At 52.4% G+C, this 21558-nt stretch carries 24 protein-coding genes; 20 read left to right on the forward strand and 4 right to left on the reverse strand.

What is annotated here, in order from left to right; translation table 11 throughout:
• Positions 1-9: 9 nt before the first annotated feature.
• On the reverse strand, positions 10-573 hold the full coding sequence (locus AB9F26_RS11330) for a transcriptional activator RfaH (RefSeq protein ID WP_369768059.1): 564 nt from the start codon (positions 571-573) through the stop codon (positions 10-12).
• A 309-nt stretch (positions 574-882) separates the two neighbouring features.
• Between AB9F26_RS11330 and AB9F26_RS11335 the strand changes: the two genes are divergently transcribed.
• The 9 genes from AB9F26_RS11335 to AB9F26_RS11375 all read left to right on the forward strand — a co-directional run bounded on the left by AB9F26_RS11335 (position 883) and on the right by AB9F26_RS11375 (position 12222).
• Positions 883-1074 carry a winged helix-turn-helix transcriptional regulator gene (locus tag AB9F26_RS11335; protein WP_369768060.1) on the forward strand — a complete coding sequence of 64 codons (192 nt, stop codon included), beginning with the start codon at positions 883-885 and terminating at the stop codon, positions 1072-1074.
• Positions 1075-1730: 656 nt separating this feature from the next.
• A complete protein-coding gene (locus AB9F26_RS11340) occupies positions 1731-2399 on the forward strand; it encodes an FkbM family methyltransferase (protein WP_369768061.1) in 669 nt (222 codons plus the stop codon).
• A gap of 702 nt (positions 2400-3101) precedes the next feature.
• Positions 3102-4379: a lipopolysaccharide biosynthesis protein gene (locus AB9F26_RS11345; protein ID WP_369768062.1), complete on the forward strand. Its 1278-nt coding sequence runs from the start codon at positions 3102-3104 to the stop codon at positions 4377-4379.
• A 55-nt stretch (positions 4380-4434) separates the two neighbouring features.
• Positions 4435-5436 carry a hypothetical protein gene (locus AB9F26_RS11350; RefSeq protein ID WP_369768063.1) on the forward strand — a complete coding sequence of 334 codons (1002 nt, stop codon included), beginning with the start codon at positions 4435-4437 and terminating at the stop codon, positions 5434-5436.
• Between the two features lie 415 nt (positions 5437-5851).
• Positions 5852-7228 (forward strand): hypothetical protein, encoded by a 1377-nt coding sequence (locus AB9F26_RS11355; RefSeq protein ID WP_369768064.1) that lies wholly within the window; start codon positions 5852-5854, stop codon positions 7226-7228.
• Positions 7229-7233: 5 nt separating this feature from the next.
• A complete protein-coding gene (locus AB9F26_RS11360) occupies positions 7234-8421 on the forward strand; it encodes a glycosyltransferase family 4 protein (protein WP_369768065.1) in 1188 nt (395 codons plus the stop codon).
• Positions 8418-9593, forward strand: coding sequence for a glycosyltransferase (locus AB9F26_RS11365; RefSeq protein ID WP_369768066.1), 1176 nt, complete (start codon positions 8418-8420; stop codon positions 9591-9593). Before AB9F26_RS11360 ends, AB9F26_RS11365 begins: the two co-directional genes overlap by 4 nt.
• A gap of 385 nt (positions 9594-9978) precedes the next feature.
• On the forward strand, positions 9979-10986 hold the full coding sequence (locus AB9F26_RS11370; protein ID WP_369768067.1) for an IS630 family transposase: 1008 nt from the start codon (positions 9979-9981) through the stop codon (positions 10984-10986).
• Positions 10987-11067: 81 nt separating this feature from the next.
• Positions 11068-12222, forward strand: a complete 1155-nt coding sequence (locus AB9F26_RS11375; RefSeq protein ID WP_369768068.1) for a polysaccharide pyruvyl transferase family protein — start codon at positions 11068-11070, stop codon at positions 12220-12222.
• Between the two features lie 203 nt (positions 12223-12425).
• On the opposite strand, the gene AB9F26_RS11380 is transcribed toward AB9F26_RS11375, so the two are convergent.
• Positions 12426-12578, reverse strand: a complete 153-nt coding sequence (locus tag AB9F26_RS11380; protein WP_369768097.1) for a hypothetical protein — start codon at positions 12576-12578, stop codon at positions 12426-12428.
• A 12-nt stretch (positions 12579-12590) separates the two neighbouring features.
• Here AB9F26_RS11380 and AB9F26_RS11385 point away from each other — a divergent pair, with 12 nt between their 5' ends.
• From AB9F26_RS11385 to AB9F26_RS11395, 3 genes are all read left to right on the forward strand, one after another.
• Positions 12591-12806: a hypothetical protein gene (locus AB9F26_RS11385; RefSeq protein ID WP_369768095.1), complete on the forward strand. Its 216-nt coding sequence runs from the start codon at positions 12591-12593 to the stop codon at positions 12804-12806.
• A 2-nt stretch (positions 12807-12808) separates the two neighbouring features.
• A complete protein-coding gene (locus tag AB9F26_RS11390) occupies positions 12809-13777 on the forward strand; it encodes a nitroreductase family protein (RefSeq protein ID WP_369768069.1) in 969 nt (322 codons plus the stop codon).
• Positions 13778-13976: 199 nt separating this feature from the next.
• A complete protein-coding gene (locus tag AB9F26_RS11395) occupies positions 13977-14894 on the forward strand; it encodes a glycosyltransferase family 2 protein (protein ID WP_369768070.1) in 918 nt (305 codons plus the stop codon).
• A gap of 44 nt (positions 14895-14938) precedes the next feature.
• Here the strand turns inward: AB9F26_RS11395 and AB9F26_RS11400 are convergent, their stop codons facing one another.
• Positions 14939-15841: a tyrosine-type recombinase/integrase gene (locus AB9F26_RS11400; RefSeq protein WP_369768071.1), complete on the reverse strand. Its 903-nt coding sequence runs from the start codon at positions 15839-15841 to the stop codon at positions 14939-14941.
• Between the two features lie 47 nt (positions 15842-15888).
• Here AB9F26_RS11400 and AB9F26_RS11405 point away from each other — a divergent pair, with 47 nt between their 5' ends.
• The 4 genes from AB9F26_RS11405 (at position 15889) to AB9F26_RS11420 (ending at position 18179) form a co-directional block, all read left to right on the forward strand.
• Complete coding sequence (locus AB9F26_RS11405) at positions 15889-16143, forward strand: helix-turn-helix domain-containing protein (protein ID WP_369768072.1); 255 nt, start codon at positions 15889-15891, stop codon at positions 16141-16143.
• A 31-nt stretch (positions 16144-16174) separates the two neighbouring features.
• Entirely contained in the window at positions 16175-16573 is a 399-nt protein-coding gene (locus tag AB9F26_RS11410; RefSeq protein WP_369768073.1) for a VanZ family protein, read from the forward strand.
• Positions 16574-17016: 443 nt separating this feature from the next.
• Positions 17017-17601 carry a hypothetical protein gene (locus AB9F26_RS11415; RefSeq protein WP_369768074.1) on the forward strand — a complete coding sequence of 195 codons (585 nt, stop codon included), beginning with the start codon at positions 17017-17019 and terminating at the stop codon, positions 17599-17601.
• Positions 17598-18179, forward strand: coding sequence for a hypothetical protein (locus AB9F26_RS11420; protein ID WP_369768075.1), 582 nt, complete (start codon positions 17598-17600; stop codon positions 18177-18179). The genes AB9F26_RS11415 and AB9F26_RS11420 overlap by 4 nt, the downstream gene beginning before the upstream one ends.
• A gap of 109 nt (positions 18180-18288) precedes the next feature.
• Here the strand turns inward: AB9F26_RS11420 and AB9F26_RS11425 are convergent, their stop codons facing one another.
• Complete coding sequence (locus AB9F26_RS11425) at positions 18289-19206, reverse strand: tyrosine-type recombinase/integrase (RefSeq protein ID WP_369768076.1); 918 nt, start codon at positions 19204-19206, stop codon at positions 18289-18291.
• A 2-nt stretch (positions 19207-19208) separates the two neighbouring features.
• On the opposite strand from AB9F26_RS11425, the gene AB9F26_RS11430 reads away from it, so the two are divergent.
• The 4 genes from AB9F26_RS11430 (at position 19209) to AB9F26_RS11445 (ending at position 21540) form a co-directional block, all read left to right on the forward strand.
• Positions 19209-19481: a helix-turn-helix transcriptional regulator gene (locus AB9F26_RS11430; protein WP_369768077.1), complete on the forward strand. Its 273-nt coding sequence runs from the start codon at positions 19209-19211 to the stop codon at positions 19479-19481.
• Positions 19482-20078: a YdcF family protein gene (locus tag AB9F26_RS11435; RefSeq protein ID WP_369768078.1), complete on the forward strand. Its 597-nt coding sequence runs from the start codon at positions 19482-19484 to the stop codon at positions 20076-20078.
• Between the two features lie 233 nt (positions 20079-20311).
• Positions 20312-20968 (forward strand): hypothetical protein, encoded by a 657-nt coding sequence (locus AB9F26_RS11440; protein WP_369768079.1) that lies wholly within the window; start codon positions 20312-20314, stop codon positions 20966-20968.
• Positions 20965-21540, forward strand: coding sequence for a hypothetical protein (locus AB9F26_RS11445; protein WP_369768080.1), 576 nt, complete (start codon positions 20965-20967; stop codon positions 21538-21540). Before AB9F26_RS11440 ends, AB9F26_RS11445 begins: the two co-directional genes overlap by 4 nt.
• The last annotated feature ends 18 nt before the right edge of the window (positions 21541-21558 follow it).

Raw genomic sequence — 21558 nt, forward strand, 5'->3', positions numbered from 1 at the left:
GGCTGAGGTTCAGACGATCTTGAGTTCTTGCCGCGAAAGATTTGTCCGTACAAGCCGCCCCATGAAGGACAGTAAAACGTCCACACGCTCGCCTTTTTTACTGGCTTCAACCTCGGCGACCCACTGTGTGAAAGGCCCCGCAGATATTGTGACTTTCGTGCCGATGGGCAATTGATCGACTGGCTGCATGATGTTTTCTTCATTCGCACGCGCAAGCAGTTGCGCTATAAGTTCGCGGGGAAGTTCCGCCGGAAGCCCATTGATGCCACTGACAAGTCGCCCAACCCCTAAGGTGCAGTTGATTTTGTTCCAAGGCAAACTGTCGGGATCGACGCCAACAAAAATATACCCCGGAAAAAGTGGTTCCATCCGGTCAACAAACTGGTTTCGCACCCGCTGGCTGACTGAAAGCCGTGGCATAAATGCGTAAAAACCCTGCCGCTCCAAGTTTTTTTGTGCCGTTTTCAACCCGTTTGGCTTTAGCTGCGCCGCAAACCATTGAAGACATTCATTTCTATCGTCGGTTTCCACACATTGCTTCAACTTGTCAAATTCACTTCCCACAGACAACACACACCTATATTGCAATACAAACTTTTTTAGATTGAGACCGTATATCAGTAATTTTCTAACAATTTAAGACCGATGTGCCAAGTTTATTTGCCTGCGAAAAACGCTTCAGTCTCCCAACTCCAATTCTCCACAAAAATTCAGAATTTCCAAGTCTCAGATCCCTACCATCCTGCTGCGTTTAATAAGACTCACAGAGAGAAAGCCCCCCTATACTTGATAATAGTTTTGGCTTATGCGTTCCACAATGAGCGGGCGAATAACTTCGTTAAAATGCGCAACGGACTCCTTCGAGTTCCGGTGCGGTAGCTATTGATTACCAACCCTAAATTCATGATGCATTCCGCAAACGAAGGTATTCAGTTCCTTGTGCTGCGGCACTTGGAGCAAGAACGACAATCAAGCCAAAGAGAAATTGCTGCCGTCTTGGGGTATTCGCAGGGTGTTTTGAATTATTGCCTCAAGGCTTTGGCGGAACAGGACGAAAAAAAATCGGGTGTTTGAAGAACAAAATTCGCCCTTCATTTGTTCTACCGCCTAAGAACCTCGTAAAAAGCAGTGCTGACAAGTCGATTTCTGAAGCGAGAACTGGATCAGTACAAAGACTTCGAATTCGAAATTTGCGGACACAAATTCAATGTCGAAAACGCGGACGACCCTAGAGTAGGAATTAAAGCTTGGACCCTCGGGGGCTTTTTTTGAAATATTATTCTTGCGTAAGATTTTACGTTATCGGCCATTTAGGGGTATTTCCCGTCTATAAAAAGGAACGGGAGACCAGTTTTACGTTATCGGGCGTTTAATACAATAGAACCATTAATGCAGCTTTGGCGACTGATTGGGAAAGGGGTACTGCAGCAAAGGCACCCAAATCATGTGGTTGCCAGCTCCTTGTATTAGGCGTCAAGTTGAGTGGGCTGATCTTGAACCGGTTAACGCTAGCGCAATATAAAATTTTATACGGCCTAAGGCAATTAGAATTCACCCATCAAATCCAGCAAGGAGTAGTTCTTAGCGTGAATATCAAAAATTTAGTCTCCACAGTCATGTCGCGTGCTGGAATACATGTCTCGAGGTCGTCCAGTAGCCAAGACCTGAAGGCGCTACTGGGTCGTTACTGGCCCGTCGATCCGGGCTTCCCACTGCGTAGAATTGGCGGCATGAACGATGGAGGTTATTTGATACCCGATTGCCTAGACGGAATATCAGTGTGTCTATCTCCTGGTGTGGACCGTACTGCCGACTTCGAGCGGGAACTGGCCGATATGGGAATTAGAAGCCATCTGATCGACAAGACCGTGGACGCACCTCCGGACGGCTTCACACCACTCTCCTTCACAAAAAAATTCGTAGGGCCCGTCACCTGCGCCAAAACGGACCTGATATCGATACAAGACTGGCTCGATGAAGTGGGCGAAACGGCGCGGGAGGACATGATTTTGCAGATGGACATCGAAGGGGCAGAATATGCCACTTTGCTTGCCACACCCCGCAACATCCGGCGCCAGTTCCGCATAATCGTATTGGAACTTCACAATCTAAATGCGTTAGGTAATCGGGCATTCCTACAAGTGTTCCGTGACTTCTCCGACATGCTGCTGCAAGATCATGTGGTGGTGCATGCGCATCCCAATAACATCCGTTCACCCGTCCGCTTGGGCGAGGTCGTGTTGCATCCATTTCTGGAACTGACCCTGCTTAGGCGCGATGTGCTTCGGGACGCGATTGAAGAACATCGTCACGATCTGCCACATCCACTAGATCACCCCTGCGTGCCGGAACTGCCCGACGCGCCGCTCGCCACCGGCTGGTTCGCCGGACGACGCTGACCCCAATGAATTACTGGACATCGCAAAGCCTCAATGCTCTTCGCTGAAACTAATGGTCACCTGTTCGCGGGGCTGTGGCGAGCCCCTTGTACCCAAGACTCGATAGAGCGAGGGCGTCTTTCTCGTCTAATAGCTTCCTATAACATGCATAGATTTGCTCCTCGCGAGCTTTCTGTCGGGTCGGGATCGTTCTTTTGACGCCAGTGCCGAAGCAAAATAGCATTCGTTTGCGTCTGAACGTCATAGTTGCTGTTGCTGCCTTCATCGTCAATGCTGCGCTGGCCTTGGAGTCCTACCGGCTCATCATGCAAGTTGGTGGCCTCGAACTGATCGGCCTCTGGTCTGCCCAGATCTCAGCAACGTTCCTTATCCGGATCGGATTCCACAACTTAGACAGGTTTTCGCTCCCATGCCCTTGAGGCTTATTCGCACCACCTTTCTGAAACTGCTCCGCACCCATCACACTGTTGATGTCCACCCGAACAACGTGGCTCGCATTAGGGATCGGAGCGAAATCGCTTTCCCACCGGTGATGGAGTTCACCTGCTATCGAAAGGATAGAGCGAAACTCGAGACTGTCCAAAATTTTCAGTTTCCGCATGCTCTGAGCACCTTCACTCAACAAATTTTTAGAGGGGACCTCGATTTTTTTCCTGTTTTTATCAAAATAGGGGTTATGCAGACGTCTCGAGGTGTACCGATTTGAAAAAAATATTAAATAGTCGACTAAAACGGAACGCCATATTTTCAGGCGGGCAAGCGTTGATATCGATCGCCAGTATGTTTTGGGCGTATAGAGTATTACTCCAAGAGGTAGGAATTGAGCGACTGGGATTGTGGTCACTCATGATTGCAAGTGCGTCGATTGCAAGGGCCGCTGATTTAACTGGTGCAGGCGGGCTTTCGCGCTTTGTTGCCGAAGCAAAGAGCGATCGCCGAGATGCTGCATCATACGTTCACACCGTAGTATTGTCGACGCTCGCCCTGTACACAGCCTTACTACTTATATTTCTTGCTTCCGGCGAGTATGCCCTTATCCGCTTTATCGACCCACAGTTGCTGGACGAAGCTAAATCACTACTACCACTAGCCCTAATCGTAGGCCTCCTGATGACGCCTCTTTCCTCAACTTTGACATCCGGAATTGATGGAGTAGGTCGTGCGGACCAGCGAGCGATTTTGGTAATCATATCAAATTTACTCTTTCTTGGTGCGGTACTTATATTTGTCCCATATTTCGGGGTTTGGGCTTGGGGATACGCCATTGTCTTTCAACAAGCGTTCAAAATTTTTGGTGCATGGGCCATCCTGACTAAGCATATAACTGGCCTAGGATTTTTGCCAACGAAATGGTCAAATAAAGTGTTGCGCGAAACTGTAGCCTACGGACTGAAAATACAGGCAAATTCAATAGCAATGATGCTGTCTGATCCCGTCGTCAAATTTATTCTCAACAGCTATGCTGGTTTAGAGGCTGTCGGCTTATACGATCTTGGTGCTAAATTGGTAGAGGCATTGCGTTCGGTTGTCGTACAGATGGCGACGCCTTTGGTGCCCGAGTTCGCGTCGCTCAGAATGGACGGAAACCGGATTCGTATCTTGTTGAGAAAATCACTACAATCTGTTGCCACGTACGCGATGGTCATGCTCGTCAGTCTTGTGCCCATTGCACCGAGCTACAGCGTTATAATGTTTGGAGAAATCAACCTAGAGCTTTTAATGATAATAGCTGCTCTGAGTACGGGTTATGCCGTCAATATTATCGCCATCCCCTATTACTTTGCCGGTGTAGGACTGAATTATATGCGTTGGAATATTGGCGCGCATATTTTGATGGCGGCGAGCATTTTAACTATTGGCATTCCCCTTGGGGCCAAATTCGGCAGCGGGGGTATATTAGTTGCTATATTTCTAGGTACTGTTGGCGGTGCAGTAATGGTTGTTTTCGGGAATGGTCAGTTTCTAAGACGGCGTGAGTGAAGTGAATTTTTGAGCCCGGCGCTATGAGTAACTTCGCACAAAAGTAGGCAATATCATGAATTTATGCGCTCAACTGTACCGTTCGTTTGTTGCCATTTATCGTAGGGATGGGGATATCGAGGACGACTCGCTGACCACAGACGTTGCTGCTACAATTGTCCATATATCCGTGACTGACGGCCATCACATGTCCTATCGCGATCTATTTTTGCGGTTGCTAGATGGTAAGCCCTCCACTGGCCCTATCAGGGGGCGTCGGTTTTGGAAACTTGTATTCGCCCGCCGTATATTCTTCGCCACGATCGACACTGACTACGCTGGCTTCATTGCTGTCGCCCTGATGCGCGCTGTACTTCTTAAGCCGACAGTCGGCCTCTTCCTGCGCCCTCTTCAGTGCTTTCGAACGGAACGCACCATTATCTATCCGATGAAGCGGCGAGTGTTCCGCTGGCTGTGCCGACTGCCAAAACTGCGGCTATTTTCCATTATTCCCCACGACATCCATCCCGAATTGCACGAAATCAGCCACGACTGGATCCATGACCCGCAAATGTGGGACCTTTGGATAGACGGCCAACCCGACTTGCCTGAAACCGACTTGTCGCGCCGTGTTGAAATGGAACGCGGTGACCGCGAAGTCATGATTTACATCGGCGCTGCGAACGGGATCAAAGGCTTTCCGGAATTGGTCGAGACCGCGAAAACCGATTCTAGAAAACTTCTAGTCGTTGTGGCTGGTAGCGTGCCCCCCAATTTTAGGGCAACTGCCAGCGACCTTCGGGCCATGGGCATGATCGTTGAGGATAGGTACGTCTCTGATGACGAGATTCTAAGCCTTTATCGTATAGCTGACTTCGCTTGGTGCCGTTATGCGCCCGATTATGATCAGGCGTCAGGAGTATTCGGACGCGCATTTCAGACAGGCGTGATGCCAGTTATGCGCAAAGGAAGCTTTATCGAAAAGCTATTTGTCAGCCGAAACGCCACCTCCATCCCAGATATTCTCGAGTCCGACATTACAAAGATTCGCGGATCATTGGGTAATAATCAGTCTTGAAGTCGGCTCTCAAGCACTTCACTAATACCGTACACTCGGTTTTGCCCAAAAAATTTAGTCAGCAGGGGTGGATTTGGCACCTCATGGCGCGTGCAACGGATAAAACTAAAATTTTAGGCGAATGCGGGTATAGTTATTAGGGACTAGGGCCTGTTGATATTCAGGATTCCCAAATTGCATGATTTCTGTTTCAAGCTTTGAAACAATGATCCACATCGGGGCGACTGTCATTCGCACGCGATGAATATCAACACGTCCTAAATTAAGCCCGATAATGTGGACACAAAGCACGACGACTAAAGTTGATCGTTAGGTTTCGTTAAAACCCACTTTAACCGAAGCGGCTTCGTTAAGGCTAGGGCTGTTGTTTGATGAAGCGGCTTCCGCATGATTTAGAGTCCAGGGAGTACTATTTATGTATGAGCTTGATGAATTTCAGATGTTTGGTTTGACCGCTCTCATCTTATTCTCCCTTTTCATTTTGAAAGACAGAACTGATCGAAACAATGCCATAGTCATCTACTTCTTTCTCATGTGGACCTTCTTGCAGTATTTCCTGGCGCCGTTCATATCCTTTTTCTCTGGCGGCTGGAGCACTTTAATGCTCAAGCCTTTGTCTGTAGATAGATCCATTGTTGTGGCCGGCGCTTTTGTTCTTTCAGTTGTTGGGGGGTATGTATTTTGCAGGTCATTTGAAACTGGCACGAAAAAGCAAGCACATCCATTGTCCGTACTGAATGAAATGGTGGAGAAAAAACCATCGTCCAAGCTGGTGCTCTACGCACTAATAATGTCCGTGTCCCTCATTGCGTTAAGCTATTTCCTCACTTTTGGTAGCTTAGAAAACCTTTTTGTGTCCACGATCGACCGCGGTTACGGACAGTTCAACGAACGTACGCTGACGGGCGACCTCAGCAGATTTCTCCGCACCGCGTCGACTGGAATCGGCGGACTTGCAGCCTTCATAATTGGCTTGAGGATTGGGCATAAAAAGAATCCTTCTATTCTGGACCTCGTGAAAGCAATTGCATTAGTCAGCATTTGCAGCATTAGTTTTTTTGCAAGTTTCAGCAGAGGTTCTGGCTTGTTTATGATCGTTGCCGCGACCGCAATTCAACTTCCTAAAAAAATGGGGCTCACTCACAAAGTTATTTCAATACTTTTATTCGCTGTGGGTTTTTATCTATGCTTCGTTGGATTCACCCAAAGAGATGCCGAGATGGGTGTGAGTTCGTTCGTTTTGGCAGCACTATATCCAAACTTTGGCTTTCTTGATACTCTATCGACATCAGGCATTGGAGAAATATCGAACTACGCTATTCTTAATTTCTTTGACGCCTTAGCACCAATCAGCGCCCATATTCACTTCTCTGACAGATCAGACCAGGATATTCTAACGGCTATGAAAAGTCTTTTTTTCGCACTTCAACCGCTTCCTTCATCGCTATTTTCAAATCCAGTCCAGTTTGGACCTAACCTGAGGGAGTCGTTTGGCATAACAGGGTCGACCAACCTCACCTCCCCGGCCTTGGCTGAGCTGTATTTCCTTTTCGGATGGCCTTTGATATTTTTGGGTGCGGCATATGGATGGTTGCTCAGACGCGTTGATGTTTTGCAGTCAACTCATCGAGGCAAAGTCAAATATTTGATCTTTCTTCTAATTATTGGTGGTATCGTAATTAGCGGCCATTCTGGGTTGAGGGCCTTCGCACGACCGACAATCATAGCTTTGACTCTCATGTGGCTATCAAAACGCACCTATGTTTTTGGTAAATTTAGAATGTCTATTTAGAAATTATGAAAGTTATCGTAATCTTCGACAGCCTTGGGCCTTATCACGTCGCGCGGCTTCAAGCCCTTGCTCCACTCTGCAACCTTCTTGCCATCGAGGTTTATATGGCGAGCCATGACTATGCTTGGTTGTCGGCGGGGTCAGTTCCCTTTCAGAAAATCACTTTAGACGATGTTGCGGAAGTAGGCGTTGATCCACTCAGAGCACTCCGGAAAACCCTGTCAACTGAGCAACCTGACATAATTTTTGTTCCTGGATGGAGCAGCCGGTTTGCTTTGGAGGCGCTGGCCTGGGCCCGCTTACGTGGCGTGCCAGCGGTTGTGATGTCAGACTCTCAAATGCATGATAATCGTCGATCCACGTGGTCAGAAACGCTCAAGAGCTGGATTGTCAAACGATTTTCGGGAGCATTGGTCGCAGGCTCGCCCCACGTCAAATATGCACGCGCACTAGGGGTCCCGAGCCAATTGATACGAACTGGCTATGATGTAGTTGATAACGACCATTTTGCCGCAGGAGCCGCACGAGCGCGCGCCGAACCAGCGCGGTACTGGCAGGAGTTTAACTTGCCTAAGCGCTATTTCTTGGTGTCTGCTCGTTTCATCCAGAAGAAAAATTTGCCTTGGCTTCTTCGGACCTTTCAGAGCTATCGGCAATCCTGCCCAAACGCTGCCCCCTGGGATCTCGTTCTTATGGGGGATGGCCCAATGCGACCTGATTTGGAGCGGCAAATATTGGACAGCGGACTGCAAGGAGCAGTTCATTTACTCGGCTTTCGTCAATACGAAGAGACCCCGATTGTCTTCGGTTTGGCCGACGCCTTGATTTTGCCTAGTACCTCGGAACAATGGGGACTGGTCGTGAACGAAGCAATGGCAACCGGACTGCCGGCGCTAGTTTCAGACCGATGCGGGTCTGCGCCCGACCTAGTAATCGAAGGGAAAACGGGCTTCACCTTCAATCCCGAGGACGAGGGCGCACTGTTAAGCTTGATGTTGAAACTATCCTCATTACCGGAGATGTTGCGTGAACGGATGGGGATAGCGGCAAAGGTTAGGATTGGCGCATTTTCACCTGAATTTTTTGCTTCAAATGCAATGGATCTCGCGCAGCAGGTTATTAAGGGCTCGCACCAACCTAGCATTGATGGCTTCGCAATTCGTCTTATTGCCCGGACCAGGGGGCGGAATTGAACAAAATTCGTGTTGGAATGCTCTCTGCATCGATGTCTCGTACTGCTGGTGGCATTGCTCCCTCCATGCGTGCCCTCAGCGCCAGCCTTGTCGTCAATGACATCGATGTAGCGGTCTTTGCTGCTCGAGACGCCGAGTCTGACAAGGACCTAGGCCTGTGGGGCAACTTACCGGTCCGATTGCACGAAGTGCGAGGTCCGCGTGCATTCGGTTGGCAACGAGGTTTGAACCAATCCCTGGCTGGCGCAAAAGTTGATGTCCTACATAAGCATGGGCTGTGGATGTATCCTTCATTGGTGGCTACGGGGTTCTCAGAGAACAATAAACCAAGGGTAATTTCTCCCCATGGCATGCTCGACCCTTGGGCCCTGCAGAATTCTGCGGCAAAAAAAAGCCTGGCAATGGCCCTTTTCGAGAGACGCAACCTTGCAGGAGCGGCTTGTCTACACGCCCTATGTGCGGCGGAAAGGGATGCGATCCGGTCCTGCGGGATCAATGTTCCCATCGCCGTCATTCCCAATGGTGTTGATTTGTCAGAAGCCGAAGGGCCCTTCCCAAAGCCCAATTGGAGCAAGCACATTCCTAATGATGCGAAAGTGCTTTTATACCTTGGACGCATCCATCCCAAGAAAGGCATTGAACCACTCTTAGATGCCATTGCGCTTTTGCGGGCTACCGGCGCGGCGCGCTGGCATCTCGTAGTTGCCGGTTGGGACCAAGGCGGGACCGAGGCCAAGCTTGTCGCGAAAGTTTCGGAGCTCGGGCTGGAACAGCGCGTACATTTCGTGGGGCCCCAGTACGGCATTAACAAAAAGGCAAGTTACGCCCGCGCGGATGCTTTTGTTCTCCCGTCTTTCAGTGAGGGCTTGCCGATGACCGTTCTCGAGGCGTGGTCCTTTCGCCTTCCTGTTTTGATGACAAAGGCCTGTAATCTGCCAGAGGGGTTTGCGTCAGGGGCGGCTTTTCGGATTACAACTGACCCAGCCGAAATGGCACACGTTCTGGACCAAGTCATCAAATTGGATAAAAACGAACTGCGTTTCGTAGGGTACGCTGGTCGCAAACTGGTGGAAGAGAGATTCACTTGGTCTACTGTGGCCGAGCAGATGGCTGCCGTCTATCGTTGGGTTCTCGACGGCGGGGAAGCCCCTCCCACCGTGCAGATAAAATGACCGACCTATGGTTGACGTAAAAACTAACCTTCCGAAGTCCACGTAGGCGCTGGAGAATGCAAATGGCGTGTGTTGCGTAAGGTTTGACGCTTCGTTTGTGATTTTATAAAGGCCACAGCGTGCTGCCCTTACATCGAAAAACGGAGAGCCATGGCAGACAGATTGCATATGGATAGGGCCGCCTGCAGGTGCATTGCGCGAGCTAATGCAGCTGAGCGATTTAGAGCGACAAAGATAGACGGCGTGGCCGCTAATAGATACTATACACTGAGTCCTTGAACACCCGAGATTTTGGTTGACGGTTTTGGTGATTTGGATTCTGCTTTGACTTATGATCCAGCCCAGTTTTCTTTCGCCTTCAGATCCTCGCAAATTACTTTCTTGCGTGAAGCATCAACGCGAGGATCATGGGGTTGCGCGGCGGGCGAATGCGCTGTTGCTTTTGGATGATGGCGAGAGCTGTGCTCGGATCGCAAAAGTTCTCTACCTGGATGACGACACGATCCGAAGTTGGTTCAAGCAATATCAGAATGAGGGTTGGGAGGGGGTCGCTTATGATGGCTGGAAAGGCGGTCAGTCACGGATGACGGCGGCTCAGGAAATAGCTTTGCGGGATTGGCTTGAGGCTCGATTTTGCCGTTCAACCGTCGAGATTAGGGCCTATATAGCCGCCGAATTTGGCATCCTTTATGCGCATTCTGGCTGTATCAAGCTGTTGGCGCGTCTCGGGTTTGAGTATCGTAAGCCAAACGCGCTACCAAAAGTGGCTGACCCGGTCAAACAGGCCGACTTTATCGCATTTTACGAAAATCTGCTCAATACACTTTCCGCTGACGAGGCCGTATATTTCGCGGACGCGGTCCACCCAGAATATCAAAGCAAACCTGCCTTTGGCTGGGTGCGCAAAGGTACAAACCCAGCCCTTCTGACAACATCTGGACGCGGGCGTGTCAACATCCACGGCGCGTTAAGCCTTGAGACATTCGATGCGCCGTTTGTCGAACCAATCACCGTCGATGGCACAAGTGCGGTGCAACTATTGGCCAAAATCGAAGCCCGCAACCTCGATAAACGCGTCATACATGTCATTTGGGATAACGCACCCTACCACAAAGGGCCTCATGTTAGGGCTTTCCTGTCGCGCAAGAACTGTCGCATCCACTTGATACAGCTGCCGCCATATTGTCCACATCTCAACCCGATTGAAAGACTCTGGGCGGTCATGCACAGGCATGTCACCCATAATAGACATTATAAAACCCAAAAACAATTCGCCGAAGCAATCCTCAAATTCTTTCGGGAAACCATCCCCGAAAATTGGACCGGCTTTCGAAATCAAGTCACCGATAACTTTCGTATCATCTCAAATCAAAACTTTCGGGTTTTGCGGTGAGTGGGGTATAAGTAACTTCTCTTGGTGAAATTTCACTGCAAATTTTCATCAATTTTTTGCAAATGTGATCAAGGAACGCTCATGAAAATCGGCCTTCTAACCTATCATTTCAGTGACAACTATGGCGCACTTTATCAGGCGTATGCACTGCGCCAATGGTTCACCAATCGAGGCATAGAGGCAGATTTTATAAATTACCATCCGAGTTATGTCGAGGAGGGTGGGCCGCTGGACCGACCTTGGAAACCGTCACTTTGGCGTAAGAACGCCACAATATGCTACATGAAACTGTCTCATTATCGTCGGCAGCTTTTTGGAAATCATTCGCAACACGCTGCTTTTGAGAGCTTCCGGCGCGATTCTCTTGGTGTAATCGGACCGCCTCGTCGGACCGGCGAAGCGCTTCGCGCCAATATAGCCGATTGTGATATGCTAGTGTGTGGTTCAGATCAGATTTGGAATCCTTCTATTCAGCGTGGACTTGATCCAGTTTACTTTCTTAACATCCCTGGAACAGACCACGCTCGCAAAGTAGCATATGCTCCAAGTTTCGGGCGCAGTACAATTGAAGCCGAGCACCACGCAGAACTCGGCCAGTTGTTGCAAGGACTTGACGGCATTTCCGTGCGCGAGACTAGCGGATTGGGTATTCTGACAAGCACTGGGATGCCGCTTGATCGCGCCCGCGTGGTACCCGACCCGACCATCCTTCTTGGCAAGTTCGATGCGCACTTGCAGGGCGACGTTGCCCCCAACGACAGCGTGTTCTGCTACGCACTGCGTACCGATCAGGTGATCCGCGAGGTGGCCGAAACGGCAGCGAAACTAACGGGCGGACCTCTCTATGCTCCGCAGAGTAGCCGTCAGCGCTGGCGCGACATCGGTCAGGGGGTAGCGCCAGGGCCCGTGGAGTGGCTGCGCATGCTAGCGCGAGCGCAGTTGGTAGTCAGCAACTCATTTCACGGCATCGCTCTCAGTATCGTCCTTAACCGGCCTTTCATTGCAGTAATGTTGCCAGGCAAACGCGTGGGCATGAATGCACGCGCGTCGAACCTGTTGGCGATGACCGGGCTTACTGAACGAATGGTTGAGACGGCCGATCCAACCGCGCTCAGTCGGCTTGTTAATTCGCCGATCGACTGGGATGCCTCCAATAGTCGGTTGGCAGCGATGAGAGCCGAAGGGGAAGACTATCTTGCCGCCGAAATTCTTAAAGTCGGGGGACGTGACGCATGAGACAGTTTCAATATGACAACCAATTAACACGCAGCAACCAGCTGGCCAGGCTTCTCTGGGGTGTTGTTTATACTTTGGCTTTCCGGCCAACCCCTCGCTGGGCACTGCATGGCTGGAGGCGCGGCATACTTCGAATTTTCGGCGCTAAGATAGGCGAGGGTTGCCGGATCGATCCGCGCGCCGCAATCTGGACTCCATGGAATCTAGAGATGGGCGATTACGTTGCCATCGCGGCGGGCGTCGATCTCTACTCCGTCGACCGGATCGTGATCGGATCGAAGGTAACGATAAGCCAACGCGCCTTCTTCTGCACTGCAGGCCACGATATATCCAGCCTCCAGCGGCCTCTCACTCACGCCCCTATCGTTATTGGTAACCATTGCTGGATTGCCGCTGAGGCGATGATAAATCCTGGCGTAGTGGTCGGTGAAGGGGCAGTAATTGCTGCTCGCGCAGTCCTGCGCCACGAGGCGAAGCCTTGGACTATATGGGCGGGCAACCCGGCCCGAGAAGTCGGAAAACGAAGAATAGACACCGGCCCACTTTCCGATGCAACAACTCAGCAAACCATGCGGGGAGTGTGACAATGCGTTCGAAACTGATACGGATTGCCAAAATCCTGCAGGTCTTTACCGAATATACACGGGACGGTTGGTTGTTCCTAAGGTACAACGGATTTTCTCCACTGGAGCCACGTGATCGTCGCCTTTCGCACAAAACTATCATCGAGGCGCACACGATCGAGAAGGGGTTGGCACTGCCTGAACCGCGGCCTTATTTCGGGCAAAACAAGGTTCGCGCACTTCTCGAGATGAATGCCGGCTGGGTACCGCCGCCGGGCGATATTTCGCGTACAATGTTGCTAGGAGCGCTGCGCGATTATCGTGCCGCTTTCGTCGACACCAGCCCGCCAGATGCCGCACTGGCTGCGCAAGTCGACACTTTTCTTGATACGCAGGAGACAGAAACCGCAGAGGGTGGTGTGCGGGGCTACATCGAAAAGAAGTCAGAGTGCGATGCTTCGGCAGTCGCCTTCCTTAACGCACGTTTCTCGGCGCGGGATTTTGCTCCTAGGACGCTTGAAGATCGTGAGATCGCGACTGTGGTTCATCTCGCACAACGCGCGCCTTCGCAATGCAATAGGCAGTCAACCAGACTACATGTCTATCGCGACCGAGCTAGGATCGCGAGACTTCTCGAATTGCAGGGGGGCGGGCGCGGATTCATTCAGGCTGTGCCAACACTATTCGTAATCACATCCGAAATCACGGCATGGGGAGGGCCACAGCAGCGCAATCAGCCCTATGTTGACGGCGGCATTTTCACCACCATGTTACTGCTGTCGCTGGACGCCCATGGGTTCGTTAGCTGCCCAATGAACCTCGCGATCACCCACAGCAAAGAGCAAGCCATCAAAAGGGAAGGTACTATCCCCAAGCGCGAACGACTGGTGGTAATGGTTGCTGCCGGCTTACCGCCTACTTATCCATTCCGAGCAGCTCGTTCTCCTCGCTGGCCTACCGATGCAATCTGTACAATTCATGATCACGAATAAATCTCCATCAATGGGTCCACGGATTAGAACGTGCAAGCGGCGATGAAGCTGTTACCCAGCTTTAAACGCCCGATAACGCCACTCAAATTCCTTAATGCTCGATAACAGTGCTCAAATTCCTTAATGCTCGATAACAGTGCTTCTGGGCTTTGTCGTTAAGCCAGTTTTCCCCAAGGTATTTTACCAATAAAGAGACGAGATGACCCTCACTGTCGTTATCCTTACCAAGAACGAAGAGCGCCATATCACGCGTGCACTTGCGTCCGTTTCAGGCATCGCGGATCGGTATGTTGTCATCGACAGCGGTTCCGATGATCGCACCGTGGAGTTGGCCAAGGCGCAAGGCGCAAAAATCCTCGTGCACCCCTTTGTAACGCAGGCGCAGCAGTTCAACTGGGCCTTAGATCAGTTGCCGGGTGACACGGAGTGGGTGCTGCGTCTTGATGCGGATGAAATCGTCACAGAGCCTCTCGCCCAACAAATCAAAGAGACCCTTCCAAAGCTCGGTTCTGACACAAAGGGTATCTATGTCTCACGACGCATGCATTTCCTTGGCCGTCCTATTCGGTGGGGGGGGCTCTTCCCGATCCGGGTGCTGAGGGTTTTCCGGCACGGCGCAGGACGGTGCGAAGATCGCTGGATGGACGAGCACATTCTTGTCGATGGCGCCACGGCCGACCTCTCCGGCGAGATCATCGACGATAATCTGAATTCGCTGACCTGGTGGACGGAAAAACACAATGCGTATGCGTCCCGCGAGGTCGTCGATCTGTTGAACCTAGAATACGGCTTTATGACGCACGAGACGGTCGCCGACATCCGTGGGGGCCAGCAAGCTGGCGTCAAGCGCTGGCTCAAAGAGAAGGTCTATGCGCGGCTGCCAGGTGGTTTGCGTGCCTTTGTCTACTTCTTCTACCGTTACGTTGTCCGGCTGGGGTTTCTGGACGGAAAAGAGGGGACAGCGTTCCACGTGCTTCAGGGCTTTTGGTATCGCTACCTTGTCGACATGAAGCTTCATGAAGTCCAAACGTACATCACAAGAAACAACGTAGATGTTGAGACAGCCATCCAGGATGTACTCGGAATTGACGTTTCCCATCAGGCCAAAATCAAGTGATGGAACTCCTTCACGTCGGCTAAGATCATGCGGAAATCGTTTGCTCACGCCCAAACATTATGCTCGGCCATCTCCAGATACCTCCCCAAGATATTGACCGATTTCCAGCCTCCCGCCCGCATGATGGCAGCAGCGTCATATCCTGCACAGAGCAGATCCTGCGCCGCGCCGACGCGAAGTGAATGCCCGCTGAAGGCTTCAATTTCCGCGGGTTCCAGCCCTGCAGCCTTTGCGGCAGATTTAACCAGACGCTTTACGGTCGTCGTGCTTAGATCCCGATTGACCGCCCTGCCCCGATAAATTGGACAAAACAGAAAATTGAACTCGGTCCCGCGCCATTTCAGCCATTCTTCCACAGCGTCAGCAGTGCTCTTCGACGTGAATGCGACGCGCCCCTGCCCGAACGGATCCGCCTTGCTGCGCCGGATGATGACGCGCATTGTTCCATCAGCCAGGGTTTCCAGATCGTTGGTCGTCAGCGCCACCAGTTCTGACCTGCGTGTGAGCAGCTCATACCCCAGCAGAAGCATGGCGCGGTTACGCAGCCCCCAAGGATTATCAGGCTGAACGGCGAGAAACTTATTCAAGTAGGGCCGCGTCATGCCCTTTGCCTGTTTTGGTCGCGTCCGCTTCGCGCGCCGGATCCGACGGAAGGTGAGGTTGATGTCCTCGGCATATGTGGGATCGTCCAGGCGCAGAAGCCTGTGCACTTTGCGAATGGCATAGAGGCGCCGGCGTACTGTTGAGGGCGCGCGATCGGGAGCTTGCTCTTCGAGGAAACGACACACGGTTTCGACGCTGGCGGGGAACGGAGGCAGGTTTTGATCGTTACACCAATTCAAGAAGATTTCGACGTCAGAATAGTAGGACCGCATCGTTGAGGGGGCATAAGCCCCCTCAAGGCGCTTGAATTCTTTACGCCAATCGTGTTCGATTCCATCCAACATGCACACACACTACCAATTTGCACATTTTATGCAATTAGAAAGAATATATGCAATTTGTAATATCTTCCCAAATTCGAGCGGGTCGAGGTGCTTTAGGTTGGTCTGCGAGCCATCTGGCTGAAGAAGCCGGACTTTCGCTCAGAACGATCCAAACGGCCGAAGCTGAAGATGGACACAAGAAAATCAGAAAAAGTTCAATTCTTGCAATTCAGGCCGCCCTTGAAGCAGCCGGCATCGAATTCATCGGCACGCCGGAAGACGGACCAGGCGTCCGCATACGGACTTCGCCACCAAAGCCCTGACACGCACGGCAAGCACGACCAGGATCAAAACATGACTGCATCTCAACGACACACTCTTGCACTGCTAGCCACGGCACTCCTTGCCGCCGTGATTGCCTATCTTACTCTCACGCCTCCGCGCCCTGACGCGCTTGATGGTCTTCTGTCAGACAAGGCCTATCACGGGATAGCATTTGCCGCCCTGATCTTTCCGGCAGCCTTCCTCTACCTCAGAAGTCTAATCTGGTTGATCCCTGCAGCGCTGGTATTCGGCGCAGCCATTGAGCTCGTTCAACCTCTCGTGGGCCGCTCCGCCGAAATGGCAGACTTTGTCGCGGACGTTGGCGGCGTGGCATGTGGGCTCATACTCGGACTGATCATGCGCAGATGGTGGTTTCAGCTCCGCCGCGGCGAGAGACCACGCACCGCCACTGTTAAAGCATCTCGATAGCGTCCCGCCCGTCGCGCAGCAGCTTGCGCACGTGCTTTTTTAAACGCTAGCATGTCGCGGCTACGAAACCGGCGCCGCCTGTCACGACATCGGAGACAAAATCCAAACTCAAACGCTGGTTTGGCTCATCAGGCGACGCCGTCCGATACTGTGTGTCCAAAGCATGGGATGCGTGTAATTTTGTTCTGGCGGCCGGGATGTAAGACCGAACGGACTACGGTTCAACATTGCCGATGAATGCATCGGCCTAGAGGATCTGAGGCAGCGTTCAGGTGTCACGATTAGATCTAACAAGCGCCATAACAACGACCGACTACCGCATAAAATGTACCTTAGAACCAGACCAACACAATATGTGGTAAAAAATCTCGCAATCTTTAAGAAACCCGTTTAGACTCGTCGCAGAGAAACACCTCGACTGCACATAATTTTCGGAGAGACCGATGCCCGGGAAAAAACAAACCAAGGCGATCAGTACCGGTGGCTCACAAGAGCTCCTCGATCTCATTCCGCGTATGCGCCTGTTGCCTGGCGAAGATGACGCTACTTTTGAGGATTTACGACAGGCGCTTCTGGGCGAGCTGGCGCCATCCACACCTTATGAAACTGCCATTGCTGAAAACATCATTGCACTTGAGTGGGAAACCCACCGGCACCGCGCTCTGCGTGATAGTTTGATCCGTAGCCATTTTCGGGAGGTCGCACGGGAGACAAGAGAAAACCGCACCAATGGGTTTAATCTCGGGCTTGGATTGGTGTCACAAGAAGCCATGGACTTTGCTGATGCATTGATGAGCCCGACTGGGGCTGACACAACAGAGGCCCGAAACTGGCTCGCGCAGAACAACATCACCGTCGAAGAGATTGTCGCGCTTGCCTATCAAAAAGCAGGCCCTGCGCTTGACCCCCACGAACGCAAGCTAGCAGAGCTTGAGACGCGTCGCAGGCGCCTCCGTCAAGATTATGATCAGTTGAAAGCAACGCGGGCACGTCCGGTCACAGACGCAGAGATTGTCGATCCACAATGACCACACAGCGGCAAGCAGATGCAAACCGAGCGAACGCCAAGGCCAGCACGGGGCCCAGAACGGTCGCTGGCAAGCGTCAGGTTGCGCAGAATGCACGGCGCCACGGCTTGACCACGCCGCCGCCTTGGGATCAGGTCACGCGCTGGTATCGGGTCGTGACAAATGACCCGCAAGCCCAGCCGGTCCCGCATAGTATGGACCCCTATGAGCGGAGCGCACTCCGGCTGGCAGAAGCTGAGGCACAAGTCGCGCGGACCACGATGGCGGAACGCGACCATCTGTTTGATATGCAAAGCCGTCTCGCGCCCACAAAAGACGCGGCGTCTTTCCTCAATCGCGTCATAGACCGCTCGGTGGCACAGGGCTTTGATGTGGAAGATTATGATACGCTGCAATTGATGGCGACGAACTCAGAGGACCCTTTTATCGCGGGTGCTGCACGGATTGTTGCAAGCACCAGCCCAACACGCCCAGCCGCTCTGCGCAGAACCATGAAGACTTTGACGCGGTACCGGCGTGACGCCGAGAGCGCACGCCGGCGCGCTTTCAAGGCCTGGCTGAACATACAAAATGAGTGATTCCCGGAAACAAACCCAAATACAATCACTGATTGTATTTTACGCCTAAATGCCCGATAACGTTGGCACTGGCACTGGCACTAATTCATTCTCGAAGTGTGAAGCTTTTTCAATTTTTCCAGACGTTATGCTCCGCCAATTCCAAATAACGCGAAAGAACACCCAAGGATTTCCAGCCCCCAGCTCGCATGATTGCAGCAGTATCATAGCCTAGAGTAAGCAGATCTTGCGCTGCCCCAACTCGGAACGAGTGCCCACTAAATGCATCAACATCTTCTTGATCCAAACCGCTCGCTCGAGCTGCGTCTTTAATCAGTCGTTTTACCGCTGTTGTACTTAGGGGCCGATCTATAGCGACTTCTTGGTATATTGGGCAAAATAAGTGGTGAATGTCTGGCCCTCGCCAGGCTAGCCAATCTTGAACGAGTTGCGCTGTTTGACGTGATGTAAACGCTATGCGCCCTTTTCCGAATGGGTCAGCTTTGCTCCGCCGAATGATTGCGCGCATTGTGCCATCCTCGCGAAACTCAATCGCATCAGTGGTTAAGGCCACAAGTTCTGCGCGACGCGTTAGCAATTCATATCCAAGCGACAACATCGCTTTATTGCGCAGCCCCCAAGGGGTTTCGGGCTGCACGGCAAGAAAACTATCAAGATAGTCGCGCGTCATGCCTTTGGCCTGCTTGGGTCGCGTGAGTTTTGCCCTATTAACTCGGCGATACGTGATATTTATTTTCTCGTCATAAGTTGGGTCGGGTAATTGCAACAGTCGGTGGACTTTTCGAATGGCGTAGAGCCGGCGCCGGACGGTTGACGGAGCTTTATTGACACCCTGTCCTTGCAGGAAGCGACAAACCGTATCCACAGATGCAGGAAAGGCGTCGCATTTATTTTCCAGACACCATGCCTCGAACGCCTCGACATCTGCGCGATAACTACGCATTGTTGCAGGTGCATAGGCGCCTTCAAGGCGCTTGAAGTGGGTGCGCCAGTCGGGTGTCTCGATATTCGTATCTTGAGTTTTCATAAATGTCACTATTAGTGACTTTTGGTGGTGTGTCAATGATTGACTCCAAACAGATACGCGCAGCGAGAGCATCCCTCGGTTGGACCATTGATAAGTTAGCTTCTGAAGCGGGCCTCAATAGGCGGACGGTGATAAGAATTGAGGACAAAGGCAGCGAGGTATCTCCATCTCAAAAAACTCTACAAGCCATTCAGAATGCGCTCGAAATCGCGGGTATTGAATTCATTAAAACTGACGACGGCGGCAGAGGTGTGATATTTCGAGATCCAAAATGAGTGAAGGACTACACTGCCAACCCAACAATTACACAGCCTGAAGTCGTCCTCGTTTTGGGTGGCGCGGAAGATATCGCGCCCAAATATCCGGGTAGCGTGGCCCAGCTCAACGACGCTGCGGACCGCTTGATTGTCGCTATGCAGCTGTCGCGGCGGTTCCCCGAGGCGGTGGTGCTTTACTCAGGCGGCAAAGTGGCCCTCACGCCGGTCGCCGAAGGTGCGTTCGAAGTGGGTCCTGACATGCTGCGGCAATTGGGGCTCTCGGAGGATAGGCTCATCGTCGAGGGACGTTCACGGAGCTCAGCCGAAAACGCCACCCTGTCGCGCACCATGGCACCGGACGGGAATGGCCCATGGATACTTGTCACCAGCGCGTTTCACATGCCTCGGGCTGTTGGGAGCTTTTGTGCCGCGGGATGGCGCAACCTAGTGCCCAACCCCACAGACTACCGCGGCAGCACAATCCGAGATCAGATTGGCTGGAACCTGGCGGAAAACCTCACAGACTTAAACACTTGGGTGAAGGAATGGGTCGGGCGGCTGGCCTACCGGGTTACCGGCCGCACAGAGGCATTTTTTCCGGGCGGCTGCAGGTGAAACGGGTGGGGCATTTGGTACGCACGCTGCCGGGTGCATTGGAGCCGTAGCGCTTCATGCCTTCACACGGCGGAATGTTTCAGTTTACGTGCGCCCTTGCGCTGCCACCACCTTTATACAGCTGCCGTTTTTTGACTGCACCGTAGACACTCGACTACGACATATGGTAATTTGAGGTCACAAGCACGTCGCGGTTTGGGAGTATCTGCGCGCAACACTAAAGGACTGCACCGATGCCCAACGATCTGATACCAAACGACCCCGCCCGCTTTGGACTGGCGCGGTTTGCCGATTTGCTCCCTGCCAGGGAACACATTGTTGGAGAGGACCCCGGATCGTTTGACGGGTTCCACGAAGCGATGATGCAAGCACTCGCACCACTGACGCCCTATGAAGGCGTCATCGCAGAGAACCTCATCGCCATTGAGTGGGAACTGATCCAGCACCGCCGCATGCGCGACGCAGGCCTACGCGCAGCGATACGGGACGCTGTAATCAAAGCCGTTATCGCCACAGGGCGCGCAGATCACGAAGCCCTTCTGGACGCACACTTCGACAAACACACAGAAGCTGGCGGCACGCAGGACGACTGGGAAGAGCCTTTCTCATTTGACACAGAGGCGGCCAAGGCCTCGGGCGCCGAACTTGCTGCGCAAGCCATTTCAAAAGATCCCGCAGAACTTACGGCGGCCAGCAAAGAAATCGAAGCCATGGGCCAGAATGTTGTTGAGCTCATGGGAGGGGCCTACCGGACATCCGGCGTGCAAGTCCGTCATCACGACCAGAAGGGGCAGGAACTTGAGCGCCGCCGCCGCGAGGTGAAGCGTGACTTTGACGCTCTACAGAAAGCCCGGCCTGTGGTGGCTGAGGCAGAGGTCATCGAGGGATGAGGTCAGACGGCATATCCACGCGCAACTGGGCCAATGCCCAGAAGAGTACCGGTCCCAGAACGCCGCTAGGCCAGGCCGTCGTCGCACAAAATGCGCGCCGGCATGGCGTGACCGCAAAACCCGATCCGACTTCTGTTGCATTATGGATGAGGATAATTCTCGACAAGCCTAACCTGGCGCCGGGCGATCTGCTGAGGAACGATGGGCAGACATCATCGGCCTTGGCGCTCGCAGAAGCCGAAGTGAAACTATGTGCGGCCCGGGCGGCCTTGGAGCGATTCGAGCGCGCAGATGCACCCCCTTCAGGCGCCGTTCACGCGATGCGTGTGCAAGCTGAGTATATCGCCCGTCCGCTAATGAAAAAAGACACGCCAGCAACTCTGCAACGCTTCGGCTTGTCTCTGCTGCGGCGCATTGCCAAGGACATTACCCCCAAGACCGTACACGGCGGCAAGCGTCACAAGTTACTGCAGCGCTATGTCCGCGAGGCGCACGGGCACCGCAAGAGGGCATTTCAGGCCTGGCTTCAGTATCATTGTCACAGGGAGGTGACGAAGGTCAAAGTGGCGTAAGTCCTCAATTTCCGAAAC

This window comes from Falsihalocynthiibacter sp. BN13B15 (genome assembly GCF_041205415.1).
Taxonomy (GTDB): Bacteria; Pseudomonadota; Alphaproteobacteria; order Rhodobacterales; family Rhodobacteraceae; genus Falsihalocynthiibacter; species Falsihalocynthiibacter arcticus.

Excerpts from the sequence above, each read along its gene's own strand:
- AB9F26_RS11340 (WP_369768061.1), top strand. The coding sequence starts at position 1,731 with ATGAACGATGGAGGTTATTTGATACCCGATTGCCTAGACGGAATATCA.
- AB9F26_RS11350 (WP_369768063.1), top strand. The coding sequence starts at position 4,435 with ATGAATTTATGCGCTCAACTGTACCGTTCGTTTGTTGCCATTTATCGT.
- AB9F26_RS11355 (WP_369768064.1), top strand. The coding sequence starts at position 5,852 with ATGTATGAGCTTGATGAATTTCAGATGTTTGGTTTGACCGCTCTCATC.
- AB9F26_RS11360 (WP_369768065.1), top strand. The coding sequence starts at position 7,234 with ATGAAAGTTATCGTAATCTTCGACAGCCTTGGGCCTTATCACGTCGCG.
- AB9F26_RS11375 (WP_369768068.1), top strand. The coding sequence starts at position 11,068 with ATGAAAATCGGCCTTCTAACCTATCATTTCAGTGACAACTATGGCGCA.
- AB9F26_RS11390 (WP_369768069.1), top strand. The coding sequence starts at position 12,809 with ATGCGTTCGAAACTGATACGGATTGCCAAAATCCTGCAGGTCTTTACC.
- AB9F26_RS11395 (WP_369768070.1), top strand. The coding sequence starts at position 13,977 with ATGACCCTCACTGTCGTTATCCTTACCAAGAACGAAGAGCGCCATATC.
- AB9F26_RS11400 (WP_369768071.1), bottom strand. The coding sequence starts at position 15,841 with ATGTTGGATGGAATCGAACACGATTGGCGTAAAGAATTCAAGCGCCTT.
- AB9F26_RS11405 (WP_369768072.1), top strand. The coding sequence starts at position 15,889 with ATGCAATTTGTAATATCTTCCCAAATTCGAGCGGGTCGAGGTGCTTTA.
- AB9F26_RS11410 (WP_369768073.1), top strand. The coding sequence starts at position 16,175 with ATGACTGCATCTCAACGACACACTCTTGCACTGCTAGCCACGGCACTC.
- AB9F26_RS11415 (WP_369768074.1), top strand. The coding sequence starts at position 17,017 with ATGCCCGGGAAAAAACAAACCAAGGCGATCAGTACCGGTGGCTCACAA.
- AB9F26_RS11420 (WP_369768075.1), top strand. The coding sequence starts at position 17,598 with ATGACCACACAGCGGCAAGCAGATGCAAACCGAGCGAACGCCAAGGCC.
- AB9F26_RS11425 (WP_369768076.1), bottom strand. The coding sequence starts at position 19,206 with ATGAAAACTCAAGATACGAATATCGAGACACCCGACTGGCGCACCCAC.
- AB9F26_RS11430 (WP_369768077.1), top strand. The coding sequence starts at position 19,209 with ATGTCACTATTAGTGACTTTTGGTGGTGTGTCAATGATTGACTCCAAA.
- AB9F26_RS11440 (WP_369768079.1), top strand. The coding sequence starts at position 20,312 with ATGCCCAACGATCTGATACCAAACGACCCCGCCCGCTTTGGACTGGCG.
- AB9F26_RS11445 (WP_369768080.1), top strand. The coding sequence starts at position 20,965 with ATGAGGTCAGACGGCATATCCACGCGCAACTGGGCCAATGCCCAGAAG.